Source organism: Paenibacillus peoriae KCTC 3763 (assembly GCF_000236805.1).
GTDB classification, from domain to species: domain Bacteria; phylum Bacillota; class Bacilli; order Paenibacillales; family Paenibacillaceae; genus Paenibacillus; species Paenibacillus peoriae.
The window spans coordinates 342767-356567 of record NZ_AGFX01000041.1; the positions used below are offsets into that span (position 1 = coordinate 342767).

Annotated in this window: 13 protein-coding genes; 3 read left to right on the forward strand and 10 right to left on the reverse strand. The window is 47.5% G+C overall.

Features of this window, described 5'->3' with window-relative positions:
• Positions 1 to 235: 235 nt before the first annotated feature.
• The gene (locus KQI_RS0122765) at positions 236 to 1072 is read left to right on the forward strand and encodes a DUF2161 family putative PD-(D/E)XK-type phosphodiesterase (RefSeq protein ID WP_010349197.1); all 837 of its coding nucleotides are present in this window, start codon (positions 236 to 238) and stop codon (positions 1070 to 1072) included.
• A gap of 28 nt (positions 1073 to 1100) precedes the next feature.
• On the opposite strand, the gene KQI_RS0122770 is transcribed toward KQI_RS0122765, so the two are convergent.
• Both KQI_RS0122770 and KQI_RS0122775 read right to left on the reverse strand, forming a co-directional pair.
• Complete coding sequence (locus KQI_RS0122770; protein ID WP_010349198.1) at positions 1101 to 2354, reverse strand: aminotransferase-like domain-containing protein; 1254 nt, start codon at positions 2352 to 2354, stop codon at positions 1101 to 1103.
• Between the two features lie 49 nt (positions 2355 to 2403).
• A complete protein-coding gene (locus KQI_RS0122775) occupies positions 2404 to 3060 on the reverse strand; it encodes a response regulator transcription factor (protein WP_007429590.1) in 657 nt (218 codons plus the stop codon).
• A gap of 275 nt (positions 3061 to 3335) precedes the next feature.
• Here KQI_RS0122775 and KQI_RS0122780 point away from each other — a divergent pair, with 275 nt between their 5' ends.
• Positions 3336 to 3743 (forward strand): hypothetical protein, encoded by a 408-nt coding sequence (locus KQI_RS0122780; RefSeq protein WP_029390294.1) that lies wholly within the window; start codon positions 3336 to 3338, stop codon positions 3741 to 3743.
• The gene (locus tag KQI_RS0122785) at positions 3740 to 4807 is read left to right on the forward strand and encodes a phosphodiester glycosidase family protein (protein ID WP_010349200.1); all 1068 of its coding nucleotides are present in this window, start codon (positions 3740 to 3742) and stop codon (positions 4805 to 4807) included. Before KQI_RS0122780 ends, KQI_RS0122785 begins: the two co-directional genes overlap by 4 nt.
• An 83-nt stretch (positions 4808 to 4890) precedes the next feature.
• Here KQI_RS0122785 and KQI_RS0122790 read toward each other — a convergent pair whose 3' ends face one another.
• The 8 genes from KQI_RS0122790 to KQI_RS0122825 all read right to left on the reverse strand — a co-directional run bounded on the left by KQI_RS0122790 (position 4891) and on the right by KQI_RS0122825 (position 13712).
• Positions 4891 to 5139: an AbrB/MazE/SpoVT family DNA-binding domain-containing protein gene (locus tag KQI_RS0122790; RefSeq protein WP_007429587.1), complete on the reverse strand. Its 249-nt coding sequence runs from the start codon at positions 5137 to 5139 to the stop codon at positions 4891 to 4893.
• Positions 5140 to 5504: 365 nt separating this feature from the next.
• The gene (trmL, locus tag KQI_RS0122795; RefSeq protein ID WP_010349201.1) at positions 5505 to 5969 is read right to left on the reverse strand and encodes a tRNA (uridine(34)/cytosine(34)/5-carboxymethylaminomethyluridine(34)-2'-O)-methyltransferase TrmL; all 465 of its coding nucleotides are present in this window, start codon (positions 5967 to 5969) and stop codon (positions 5505 to 5507) included.
• A gap of 198 nt (positions 5970 to 6167) precedes the next feature.
• Positions 6168 to 7259 (reverse strand): 3-phosphoserine/phosphohydroxythreonine transaminase, encoded by a 1092-nt coding sequence (serC, locus tag KQI_RS0122800; protein WP_010349202.1) that lies wholly within the window; start codon positions 7257 to 7259, stop codon positions 6168 to 6170.
• 264 nt (positions 7260 to 7523) lie between these two features.
• A complete protein-coding gene (gene glnA, locus KQI_RS0122805) occupies positions 7524 to 8948 on the reverse strand; it encodes a type I glutamate--ammonia ligase (RefSeq protein ID WP_010349203.1) in 1425 nt (474 codons plus the stop codon).
• 270 nt (positions 8949 to 9218) lie between these two features.
• The gene (aroF, locus tag KQI_RS0122810) at positions 9219 to 10256 is read right to left on the reverse strand and encodes a 3-deoxy-7-phosphoheptulonate synthase (RefSeq protein ID WP_010349204.1); all 1038 of its coding nucleotides are present in this window, start codon (positions 10254 to 10256) and stop codon (positions 9219 to 9221) included.
• Between the two features lie 218 nt (positions 10257 to 10474).
• Positions 10475 to 11431, reverse strand: a complete 957-nt coding sequence (locus KQI_RS0122815; protein ID WP_010349205.1) for a 4-hydroxy-3-methylbut-2-enyl diphosphate reductase — start codon at positions 11429 to 11431, stop codon at positions 10475 to 10477.
• Between the two features lie 111 nt (positions 11432 to 11542).
• Positions 11543 to 13021, reverse strand: coding sequence for a sensor histidine kinase (locus KQI_RS0122820; protein WP_010349206.1), 1479 nt, complete (start codon positions 13019 to 13021; stop codon positions 11543 to 11545).
• Position 13022: 1 nt separating this feature from the next.
• Positions 13023 to 13712 (reverse strand): response regulator transcription factor, encoded by a 690-nt coding sequence (locus KQI_RS0122825; protein ID WP_007429580.1) that lies wholly within the window; start codon positions 13710 to 13712, stop codon positions 13023 to 13025.
• Positions 13713 to 13801: the final 89 nt, after the last annotated feature.

Below are 13801 nucleotides of genomic sequence, written 5' to 3' on the forward strand. Positions count from 1 at the left end.
TGGTAATGGCTACACTCGTCACGCCTTTCAGGATATGGTGGTATCTCCCTAAAAAAGTGTAATACATACCTATGCAGATTGATTTCAGAAGTGACCTATTTTTTGTGACAGGTCTCCCTGCTTTTTCGAAAAACCGATGGGGTATGCTGTGCTAAAATAACAACAACAACGCGGACCTGACGCATTATGGTACAATATAAGCTCGGAATAATGGGATAAAGGAGCGGGAGAAGCAATGGCAGTTCGGCATGAGACGGAGCTGTATGCTCCGATCAAAGCTTTTTTTGAGAGCTTGGGGTACGAAATCAAAGGAGAGGTGCGCAACTGCGATTTGGTGGGTATCAGGCCAGAACAGCAGGAGCCGCTGATTGTGGAGATCAAAAAGACGTTTAATCTGTCGCTTGTGCTGCAAGGCATGCAACGTTTGAAACTAACCAGCAATGTATATGTGGCCGTAGAACGAAATCGTGCAAAAAAAGGGGCTGTCAATCAACGCTGGAACGAGCTGGTTGGACTGTGCCGTCAGTTGGGACTCGGCCTGCTTACGGTCACCCTTTTTAAGACCAAGCCGCCGCTTGTAGAGATACTGTGCAAGCCTGCGGGCCCCAACGGCCATGAGCGCAAAACGACAACGGTCCGCCCCGGCTCGCGCAAGGAGAGGCTGCTGCGGGAATTTCACGCACGCAGCGGTGACCACAACACTGGCGGCAGCACCCGGCGCAAGCTGGTCACGGCCTACCGGGAAAAAGCGCTGCGTGTAGCCGCAGCCTTGCAGAGCCTGGGGGAGGCCGCGCCTGTGCAGCTCGCCCGTGCGGCTGCCGTCAGCGGAGCGGCTGCCGTCCTGCAGCACAACTACTACGGCTGGTTTGAGCGCGTAGCCCGTGGCCGCTATAAGCTGACCCCGTTCGGCGAAGCGGCCCTGAGCGAGTATGCGGCGGTGCTGCAAGAGCAAGGGACTGAAACGACCGCAGCAAAGGCCGGAGGGCCTGACGAAGGCGACGCGCAACATCGAATCGCAGAAACGTCGGTCCCTTACTCCTTCACCGCTGTTGCGGATACGAAAGATGGCTGACATTGGGCGTGGAGTGTCGGTATGCCTGCTAGCTTCGGGCGGTAAACTCACTGATCGTCTCACCGATCAGATTCATGCCCATAAGCAGCTGCTCGCGGCCCGGATGGCTAAAATTAAGGCGAATATGGGACGCACCCTCACTGCCAACCGCACACAGCGCCCCCGGCATAAAGGCTACGCCTTTGGGCAACGCCGCTTTTAATAGCAATGCACTGTCCAGCCCATCGGGCAGCCGCACCCATACATACATGCCGCCTGATGGAATATGATACGTCACGTCCTTCCAAAACGGACGCTTGAGCAGCTCCAAAATAAGCTGAAGCCGTGTTGAATATTCTTTGTTCAGCATCGCCAAGTGCTCGTGCCATTGGAAACGCGAACGAGTCAACAGTTGGAACAGCAGTCGCTGGTTCATCGTACTGGACTGCATATCGGCCAGCTGCTTCAAGGCATACATTCCTTCAATCAACGGGGCGGGACCGGCCGCCCACCCAGTTCGCAGTCCGGGAGCAACCGTTTTATTAAATGAACCAATATATAGCACTTGACCGCCCTGACCCGCATGATCCAGTGCAAACAGCGAAGGATACGCCTCTGCAAATTTCCGACTCTGTCCATGCGGACTCTTGTCAGGGGACTCGTTCTTTTGCTTAAAGTGCAATTCACCGTAAGAATCGTCCTCTACAACCAGCACCTGATGGTGCCTGCATAAATCCAAAATTTCCTGCCGTCTTGCTGCGCTCCATAAGGAACCGGTCGGGTTCGTAAACGTCGGCGTGGCAAAAAAAAGCTTGGGGCGATAGCGAATCATTAAAGCTTCAAGCTTATCGGGGATTACACCTTCCTCATCTGATTCAACTGGCACAACCTGCGCCCCCTGCATAGATAGCACCTGCAAACATCCGGGGGAGGTCGGATTTTCGACCAACACCGGATCACGCTCATCCACCATCAGCCTTACGATCAGGTCAATGGCCTGCTGACTGCCTGTTGTGAGAAGAATTTGCCCCGGGGGCACCCTAACTCCTTTTCGCTGCTCCCACTCTCCCGCAAGCCATGCCCGCAAAGGAAAATAGCCCTCCGGTTCACCATACTGGAGGGCATCAGGGCCGGAACCAAACACATCATGGGCGGCTTCTTCCAGCAGCTTCACCGGAAACAGCTCTTGTGCAGGCAATTCTTCAGCCAAAGATATAAAGGAGTGTCTTCTCGCATTTTCCCGGATATGACGCACTGGAGAAGCCAACATTGCAGCCGTTCGTGAAGCAAAGGAATATTGCATGAACATCCTCCTTCTCCTGAAAATAGGTCACTGCCTCCGGGCTGACGCGTCAGGCATATAGCTGCTTCATCTGACGTGCATATAAGGCATAACGCTCAATTGCCTGCGCCCGACTGGACACGCCTAATTTTGCATAAATTTTACGCAGATAATTATCAATGGAACGCCGACTTACTTCGATCTCGATAGCAATTTTGTCATACGTAATGCCTTGTACAATACGTTCCATAATGAAAACTTCGGTTTGTGTCAATTCATCAAAAGGCTCAGAAGCCACTAACGGCAGAAACGGCCAGTTCCCGCAGCGAATCCAATCCATCGGTAAAGAAGCAAATCCTTCGCGTAAACCGTTGATCAGATGAATCAGCTGGTTTGGTGACGCCTGCTTGGACAGCATTCCATTCGCTCCCAGCGAAATCAATTGCTGAAACAACGTAATATTATCCTCATCCGTCATAATAACAATATGGCTGTCCGGAGACAAGGCCCGCATTTGGGTCAAAAACGGTTCAGCGGTTCCCTCGGGCAACCTGTAATCCATTAAAATAATTTCCGGCTGGATGGAACAAGCCAGTTCCAGGCCTTCCGTTCCGGAGGAGGACATCCCTCTAACAAGTAAATCTTGCTGATCTTCCAAAATAAGCTTTGTTCCCAGCATACTTGTAGGATGGATATCTATAATGACCACCTGCCATACTTTTCTCATGTCTTAACCTCCTGGTTTACAAAAAAATACATAGTTCGCTAAAATGGATCTAAAATTGGAGATTGCATATGTAGGAATTGCGCGAATGTGAACGTATAGGAAGCGAGAACGGTTTAAGGAAATTGTATCCTAGGACTTCCTTCCGATGCAATCTCTTTTTCCAAATATTTTTTATACTCCTATTTCGCTTTTGCGAAATAAATAGGCCCATGATAGAATTGGAACTGCAAAATAAAGACTGGAAATTTGACTTTACACGGGAGTTGAGAAATCACATGCAAGTATCACCTGAACGCCCTCTTGCCGAAGCTCGGCGGAGCCATCCAAGAAAGGGGTTGCCCGTTAAGGCATTTCTGCTATTTTGGTTTATACTTATTATTCTAGGTGCTCTCGCAACCTATCTGTATAGCAATCACTTGAAGCAGCAAATGCTAAACGAGATGCAAACCCATACAGACCAACAGATTCAAGCACTTAAATCCGACTATGAAAAGCAGCTAACCACACTTTCCAAGGAAGTTAGCGACCTGCAGGGCAAAGTGCAATCCTTCAATGAACTGCTGACCTTTACGAAGGACAATGCCAATAACAAAACCGATAACAGCAATAAGCTCTACACCCAATTAAACGAAGTCAAGCAGCAGCTTAATATACTTCAGAAAAAAATGGACTTGCTAAAATGAACATAGATGCAAAACAAGTGAATCGGTTTATTATGTTAGCCCTTGCTCCTTTTATCGGTTTATTGGGGTGTATTTTGTTAGTGCATCCCCCTTTAAGCTTTCCCGGGTCCACTGCTCCGGGCCTGCAAAAAGCCGAAACTTTTGTACAAACGCAATCCGTAAGCAAGCAGCTTGATGAAGCCAAACAAACAGCAACGTACACCTCGTCCACCATTCGCCGAACTTCCGAGCTGTATAAGCAAACAACCCAAACGATGAATCAGCTTGTCCTTACAGCCGCTACTCAGTCCAAGCGTCCCGCGATCATCTATGATCGACGCATCACCACCAGGCTGGGGGTTCCCTATGAGCGTGTAGACAGCAACCGGATCACCATTGAATTGTTCAAGGTGAACCCGGGGATTTATCACGGCTACGCCATGAAGGTTAAACTGAAAGATCCTACCGCTATGAAAATGTCTCTGGGGAGCGACAAATTGGGCGGCTCTGAAACAACGATGCGTGCTGTCTTGAGACACGGAGCTGTCGCCGGCATCAATGCAGGCGGCTTTGCGGATGGAGACGGCAAACGCTATCCATTAAGTACTACCGTCTTGAACGGCCACTACCTTGCCGGCTTTCAATCCAGTTTCAAGGATTTGTCATTCGTCGGACTGAGCAGCAATGGCAAGCTTATCGGGGGCAAATTTTACAGTCAAGGCGCGCTGGATAGCTTAAAGCCCGCCTTTGGGGCTACCTTTGTTCCCGTTCTGCTCCAAAAGGGGCAGAAGATGCCCATCCCTGAGAAGTGGAAAGTCTCGCCCCTGCGGGCCCCACGGACGGTCATCGGCAACTATAAAGACGACCAACTGCTCATTATCGTCGTAGACGGCTACAATGAAAGCGGGGGTTCAGGTGCAACGCTCGAAGAATTACAAGGGAAGATGTACAATCTGGGTGTTCAGGACGCTTATAATTTGGACGGAGGCGGCTCCTCGTCGCTCATATTGAACGGTCGAATCGTTAACAAGCCGTCAGATGGTCAACTTCGTCCAGTCCCTACTCATTTTTTATTCTATAAATAATAAAAATAATAAAATATGCTTGTCGAAGTATGGCTCAATTAAAAAAAAGCATCACGAACGAATGTCGTGATGCTTTTGCCTCATTAGGAGGAGTACTGTGTCATTTCTGTCAGACATTGAGCACAAATATAACGGTCTTTAAAATCGTTTACTTGATCTATTGAACCGCAAAATACACATTTCGGACGATAACGCTCCAAAATAATATGGTCACCCTGAACCAAAATTTCGACAGGATCTCCCTCATTCATTTGATATCTTTTGCGCAGTGACTTAGGCAAGACTATTCTCCCCAATTGATCAACTTTACGCACTACACCAGCAGGTTTCATCGTGATCGTACACCTCTCCTATTAGTAATAACTTGCAGTTTACTTTCCCTGCGAAAAACTAGGTACAAAGACACTATTCTTAATGTAGTATTCGCTGTCTTTTTGTCGAATCCTGCTGATCACAGGAAATTTTATTACATTTTTTCATAAAATCATGAACCCTATCAAAGTATGGGACAGATTGTCTGTAATATTTTTATCGACCGGAAAGTCAATTATCATTAGCTCTAATCGAGAATTTCGCAAATTACGACAATATCACCTTTATTCAAGCTCCACAGTCAGGTTCATCTAGGCAAATATTGCGCAACTTTCATCAGCAACTAAGGTCCTGGTTCTTTATTCACAGTTTACGTAAACTTTATTCACGATAAATCTGGAAAATCCATTTGTCTCAACGCTTCATAAACGATAATCGCAGCGGAATTCGACAAGTTTAGAGATCTTACTTTATCTGACATAGGCATCTTAATGCATGTATCCGGATTCGCTGCTAACAGCTCAGGAGGCAACCCCTTCGTTTCTTTACCAAATACCAGAAAGTCTCCATCCCGGAATGAAATATCGCTATAGCGCTGGTTTGCTTTTGTCGTCGCATAAAAAAAGCGGCCTTCCTGATACTTCTCCTGTACCTCAGCAAAAGACTCATGGTATTCAATGTGGACAGCATACCAATAATCAAGCCCGGCCCGTTTTAACGTGGCATCGTCGGTACGGAAGCCCAGTGGCTTCACCAGATGCAGATGTGTCCCGGTTGCAGCACACGTTCTGGCAATATTCCCTGTATTAGCCGGGATTTCCGGCTCGACAAGTACAATATGTAATGGCATCACATTTCGTTCCCTTCATCATTAAATGATTCTGACAAATAACCTACAGCTTAACCCAAATGCATATACTGAAAACATATACATTTTATCGTCTATTCCCCACACTGCTAAAAGCCTTCCCCTATACACGTTCAGGGAAGGCTTTACTTTTACTTTTTCGATTTCAAATCGTGTGTATCGAAATATATATCCGTAAAATCAACGGTTACGTTGCTTGAAGTTATCCATAAACTCCGCTAATGCTTGACAGTTCTCCAATGGAACAGCATTGTAGATCGAAGCGCGAAGTCCTCCTACGCTGCGATGTCCCTTCAATCCGATAAACCCGGCCTGCTCGGATTCCTTAATAAATTGTTTTTCCAGATCCTCATTAGCGAGACGGAAGGTTACATTCATAATGGAGCGATCTCTGCTGTCCACACAGCCACGATAGAAGCCTTCGCTGCTGTCAATACGGTCGTAGAGCAAAGCAGCCTTCTGTTGGTTTACACGCTCAATGCCTTCCAGGCCACCTTCCTCCTGAATCCATTTCAGCACTTCATTCACCATGTAGATGGCAAAGGATGGCGGTGTATTGTAGAGAGAGTTATTTTTTTCATACGTGCTGTAACGCAGCATCGTAGGAATGGTGGACGGCGAGGATGCCAACAGCTCTTCACGGGCAATGACGACCGTTACACCGGAAGGTCCCAGATTTTTTTGCGCGCCTGCGTAAATCAATCCAAATTGAGTAACATCAAACGGCTTGCAAAAAATATCACTGGACATGTCGACAATCAATGGTACGGAACCCGTATCTGGAAATTGCTTGAACTGTGTACCTTCAATCGTCTCGTTGGACGTCATATGTACATAAGCAGTATGCTCAGGCAAGTCCAAAGATTCCACATTCGGAAGACGCATGTACTTCTCATCAGCAGAGGATGCAGCAATATGAACATTGCCCAGCAGCTTGGCCTCTTTGTACGCCTTGTCGGACCAGCTACCTGTCATTACATAGCTTCCGACCTGTCCTTCGCTCAGGAAATTCAAAGGCAGCATTGCAAATTGCGTACTGGCGCCCCCTTGCAGGAACAACACCTTATAACCCTTCGGATTGCCCAGCAGAGATAACAAACGTTCCTGCGCCTCATTATGAACAGATTCATACACAGCTCCACGATGAGACATTTCCATGATAGACATTCCTGTCCCCTGAAAATCCACGAACTCAGCTTGTACACGTTCCAGTACCTTCAGCGGTAATGCCGCTGGTCCTGCATTAAAATTGTAGGCTCTCTTACTCAACAATTCCCCATCCCTTCTCTACCTTGTATGGATATTATCGCTATGATAGCAGTATTCATAAATGCGTTCAAGACTTGTATAAAAATGTTTTTGAATTCATTTATGATGTGACAAAGCTGTGAATGTTATCATATTTGACATCTTCACTTTATGATATTCATTTTAATGTTAAAAGGTCCCCGGCTATGAGACCGGAGACCTATCTTGAACAACAATTTTGATCCGTTCCTAATGATTGTTCTTCAAGGCAGCTACGCTGCCGATTTATTAGCAGTCGAAATACAGGCTGTATTCGTGCGGATGAACACGGATGTTCACCGATTTAGCTTCAGAACGTTTAAACTCTACATAGTTGTCAATAAAGTCCTTCGTGAATACGCCGCCTTCAGTCAAGAATTCGTAGTCAGCTTCCAGAGCGTCAAGAGCCTCATCCAATGAAGCTGGTACGCTGCGGATTTTACCTTTTTCAGCGTCAGACAGCTCATAGATGTTCGTGTCAAGCGGGCCATAGCCCAATTCGATTGGGTTCAGTTTGCGCTTGATGCCATCCAAACCAGCCATCAGCATAGCCGAGAAAGCCAGATAAGGGTTAGCTGTAGAGTCCGGTGTACGGAACTCGATCCGACAGCCTTTTGGCGTAACAGCCGCTACTGGAATACGTACAGCCGCAGAACGGTTACCTTTGGAGAATACCAGGTTAACTGGCGCTTCGTAGCCTGGAACAAGACGCTTGAACGAGTTTGTGCTTGGGTTTGTCAAAGCGATCAGCGCAGGTGCATGGTACAGAATACCACCAATGTAATGAAGGGCCATTTCGCTCAGATTAGCATAAGCACCTTTTTCGTAGAACAAAGGAGTGTCTCCATTGAAAATGGATTGGTGAACGTGCATACCGCTTCCGTTATCTCCGAAGAGTGGTTTCGGCATGAATGTTGCCACTTTACCATATTGACGAGCTGTGTTGTGTACAATGTATTTATAAACGAGCAGGTTATCTGCTGTTTTCTTCAGTGTATCAAAACGGAAGTTGATTTCCGCTTGGCCTGCTGTAGCTACCTCATGGTGATGGCGCTCAATTCTCAGACCTGCTTCTTCAATCAAACGGCACATTTCACTACGAATGTCTTGTTGGGTGTCCACTGGCGCTACAGGTACATATCCGCCCTTCACTCCGACTTTAAAGCCCAGGTTGCCGCCTTCTTCCTTACGGTTTGTGTTCCAAGCTGCTTCCTCGGAATCTACGAAGAAGGAAGAGCTGTTCATGCCGCTTTCGTAGCGAACATCATCAAAGATGAAAAACTCGGACTCAGGTGCAAAAAATGCTGCTGTGCCCACTCCTGCCGATTGCAAAAATTCCTCTGCCTTTTTGGCAATACCACGAGGGTCGCGGTCGTATCTTTCGCCATCTGGTGTAGCAATGTCACACAGAATATTCAGTGTAGGATGCTGAGTGAAGGGGTCGATAAAAACCGCTTCTGGATCGGGCAGCATAACCATGTCGGATTCCTCGATGCCACGATAGCCAGGAATGGAAGAACCGTCGAAAGCAACACCGTTAACAAATGTTTCTGCATCTACTTCGGAAGCTGGCAATGAAATATGGTGAGCACGACCAGACAAATCTACAAAACGGAAATCTACCCACTCAATATTATTTTCCTGAATTGTTTTCAATACGTTTTCAACGGACATGTCTTCTTCCTCCCAATTTTTCCGAACATTAAGTCTTATACAACCCTGAAATGTTCATGATCGAATGTTTTTTCTGTCGTCATTATAAATCTCAAACATGACACGGGTCAATAGCTATGTAAGGTATTTTTTAAACTAATGTTAGATATTCTTACGCCCCTGATAACATTTGAATAGCAAAAAAAGCCCGAAACATCGGGCTTTTAAGTGATTTCAATCTTGTTACTGCAATGCGGCAAAACTTTTATGCAATGATGTTAAGTATTGGCTTTAGGAAATGGCACTAGGGGTATGGAATGTTTTCCCTACTGCAGGAGCAAGCAATTCCAAATCTTTCAGCAAATCTGCAAATTGATCAGGGAACAGGGATTGTACGCCGTCGCCCGTCATCGAGTTGTCAGGGTCTGTATGCATCTCAATAATCAGTCCGTCAGCACCGGCAGCTACTGAAGCCTTCGTCATAGGAACAACCAGTTCACGCCGTCCTGTGCCATGGCTTGGATCAGCAATAACCGGCAAATGGCTCAACTGTTGCAAAACAGGGATCGCGGACAAATCCAGCGTATTTCTGGTGTAGGTTTCGAATGTGCGAATACCTCGCTCACACAGCATAACATTCGGATTTCCGCCTGCCAAAATGTACTCGGCAGCATTCAGGAACTCGTCATAAGTCGAGCTGAAACCGCGTTTAAGCAACACTGGCTTGCCACAGGTTCCCAGCTTGCGCAGCAGATCGAAGTTCTGCATGTTGCGTGTACCTACTTGCAGAATATCCGCATATTCCGCACAGATGTCCACGTATTCCGGTGTCATGACCTCTGTGATGGTCAGAAGATCGTGCTTTTTGCCCGCTTCGGCCATCATGATCAAGCCTTCTACCCCAGTTCCCTGAAAGCTGTAAGGCCCCGTACGCGGCTTAAAAGCACCTCCACGAAGGACTTGTGCACCCGCAGCTTTAACCAATGCGGCAATCTCGTCAATCTGCGCAGCAGACTCAACGGCACACGGCCCACCCATAATCACAAGCTCGCCCCCGCCAATATTTACGCCTTTAATGGAAATGACCGTATTTTCGGGATGAAAATCACGGCTAGCCAATTTGTAGGACTTCGATATTTTGACTACATTTTCTACACCCTTCATTTGACGCAGGTGTTCAGCCAGCTTGGGCTCTACGCTGCCGATCAATCCGATAATCGTGCGATCCGATCCGCGTGAAACATGGGCCTGCAAGCCTTCTTTTTCAATAACTTCAACAATGGCCTGGATATGTTCTTCAGGTGTCTGAACACCAGCGATAACGATCATATTTTTCTTCCCCTCTATAAAACATATTTTATTGATCACTATGACATTATGACACTTAAACGCTTGTTCGCTTTTAAGCTTTTATTCGTTAAAGTAACTATACCTGTTTTGGCTTTCCTCGTCAAGGCTTAATATTCCAAGCCTTTATACGATAACAATTAAAAAAAGCCGCTATCCGGGTGTTATTCCCTCGAATAGCGACTATGATCAATCCTATGTTATTGGGTCGTTTTGGACTTTTCCCGTACAGGAGGCAGCAGTTTTTTCATATCAACGGTCCGCTGAATCTCCCATGTTGCCGGGTTAGCCGGATCATACTGCTCCAGATACGTAATAACTTCTTTCGTAATTAACGTAGGCGTGGAAGCTCCGGATGTGACCGCTACCTTCGTAACACCCTCCAGCCACTCCCTCTTCAGCTCTGTTACATCGGCAATTCGATAAGCTGTAGTGCCGGCGATCTCCTCAGACACTTGGGCCAGTCTGTTGGAGTTATTGCTGCGTGGATCACCGACAACGATCACCAGGTCTGCCTGTCCAGCCTGCTCGGCTACCGCCTCCTGACGCACTTGGGTTGCCAGACAGATTTCATTGTGTATCTCGGCACCCGGGAATTTCTCCAGCAACTTCTTCATAATGTGCTTGATGTCCCATTGACTCATGGTCGTCTGATTTGTAATGAGAATTTTGCCCTCAGACAGCGCAAGCGTGTCGATTTCCTCTTCCTTTTCAATCAGATGGACATGATCCGGCGCAATTCCGATAGCTCCCTCCGGTTCAGGGTGTCCCTTTTTGCCGATATAAATAATCTGGTATCCTTCTGACGACTTCTCGCGAATCAGATCATGGGTCTTCGTCACATCCGGACAGGTAGCATCCACTGTAGTCAGTCCCTTGTCTCTTGCCAGCTTGCGAACCTCAGGGGATACGCCGTGGGCGGTAAAAATAACGGTTCCCTTCTCCACCTGGCTTAAAATCTCCAAACGGTTCGGGCCGTCCAGTGTAATAATCCCTTCATCTTCAAAGGAATTGGTGACATGGCTGTTATGCACAATCATGCCTAGTATATAAATAGGCCGGGGTAAGTCCAGGTTTCTGGCAGCCTGACGAGCCAATACCATGGCATCGACTACGCCGTAACAGTAACCCCGGGGAGAAATCCTGAGTACTTCCAAAAATAGCACCCGCTTTCTTCGACACAGTATACCGCTCCAATAACTGGGCAGCTGTGGGCATCCAAGCCTCTACCGGCCAATTCTATGATGTAGTTGCCTTCCTATTATAGCCTATTCCAAAGGCGCGGAAAAGCTGACCGGGAGCCAGATGATGAATGTCGTTCCTTCTCCTTGACGTGTAACCACTTCCACTGACCCGTGATGTTCATCGATAATCCACTTGGCAATAGACAATCCCAGACCAATTCCCTCCGTCACGCCGCGTGACTCATCCGCCCGGTAAAAGCGATCAAAAATAAAGGGAACCTGACTCTTGTCCATCCCGATGCCCGTGTCACTGATCCGCAGACCCACCTGCCCCTGATAAACAATGGCATCAAATCGGACGATGCCTTCAGGAGTATACTTGAACGCATTATCAATAAAAATAAATAGCATCTGCTGCAAATAATCCTTGCTGCCTTCCATATAAATGCCATTCAGCAGCGAAAAGTCGCCCACATTCCATTCGGCTGTTCGCTCCAGAAATTGAGCACGACGGGCAACCTCATTTACGAGCGGTTCCAGCGCGACTGGAGTCTTATCGAATGTTTTCCCCGTGTCCGCTCGCGCAAGTGACAGCATATCGCCCACCAAACGACTCATCCGCTGGCCTTCATCGGCCATGTCACTCAGCGCTTCCATAGACAGCTCGCGAATCATCGCTTCATCCATGTTCGGTCGCTCTCCCGGCTCGGTAGTCCACATTTTGACCAAAAAATCAACATTGCCACGAATCGTCGTAAGCGGTGTACGCAGCTCATGGGAAGCATCGGCCACAAAACGGCGCTGTGCGCCGTATGCATCCTCCAGCTCCTTATAAAACGCCTCCGTACGTTCCAGCATATTATTAACCGTCCCAATCAGCTGCCCAATTTCATCTGCCGGCCCGTCATATTCAATACGGACACTCAAATCGTTACTGGATTGGATCTGATTTGCCCCCTCAATCACCTTGACCAGCGGCTTCATGGACTTGCGAGCCAAAAAGAGACCTGAGGTTGCAGCAGCGAGTAGAGCAAATAACGAGCCGTATACAAGCACACTTTGCAGCCTGTTCATGAGCCGATCCTGTGAGCCCGTAAATTGCCCTATCTGGAGAAAGCCAACGACCAACCCCAACTCATCGGATTTGATCGGCTGCTGATAGATCATAAAGGAATCCCCTTCTACACTCACACGCCGAATCCCCTCATTTTGGACTGCTCCTACCGATGTAGATGGCACTGGGAAGGTAATATTAAGGTCTTTCATATTTTGAGTCGTTTTGGTTACCCCGGATGTGTAATTATAAATTTGTACATATAGCTGAGAGTCATCAATTCCACGTCCCTGTACTAAGCCCAAATCCAGATTGGGGACTTCAAACAATCCCCCTTTGATAGTAAGCAGCAGCTGCTTATTAATCCGTGGCGCCTGAGTCATAAGCTGACTTTTCACTTCATTGTATGTGTAATAATAAACCAGTCCGTAAATAGCCAGACCAAAAATGACAAGCACTATAGCCAAGATGCTCGAATACCAAGCTGTCAGCCGCCACCGAATAGACATATTACACATCACCTCTTAAAATATAACCGGCTCCCCGAATGGTACGAATGAGTCGTTTGCCGCCATCCTGTTCCGTTTTTTGGCGAAGCATGGCAATATACACCTCCAACACATTCGATTCCCCGCTATAGTCATAGCCCCATATTTTGTCCATAATCAGATCGCGTGACAGCACACGCTTCGGATTTTGCATAAATAGATGGAGCAGCTCAAATTCTTTTGCCGTCAGCTCCAAACGATTGCCGCCACGAAACACTTCACGCGATTCGTTATCCAGTTGCAGGTCCTCGAAGGTAAGTCGGTTTCCGTTATTGTCCTGCTGTTCGGTTTTACGCCGCAAAAGCGCCCGCACTCGTGCCAGCAGTTCCTCCAGTGCAAACGGCTTGACCAGATAATCATCGGCTCCCAAATCCAAGCCCTTAACCCGGTTCTCCACCTCGTCTTTGGCTGTAAGCATCAGGACGGGTACCGTGCTTCCGCCCTCACGCATACGACGGCATACCTCAAAACCATCCACCTGCGGCATCATGACATCCAGCACGACAACATCAGGCTCAGCTGTCAGCATTTTATTCAATCCTTCTGCTCCGTTGGCAGCAGTCAGCACTTCATAGCCTTCGAAAGCCAAACCTCTGCGCAGCATGGACACAATTTTCTCATCGTCATCAATAATCAGAACGGTAGAACGCATACACGATCGAACTCCTTTATCATCTTCTTTTCACTCTATTGTAGCAGGAGTAGACGCGTGTAGCACCTTACCGCCGCATACAGCAAGAA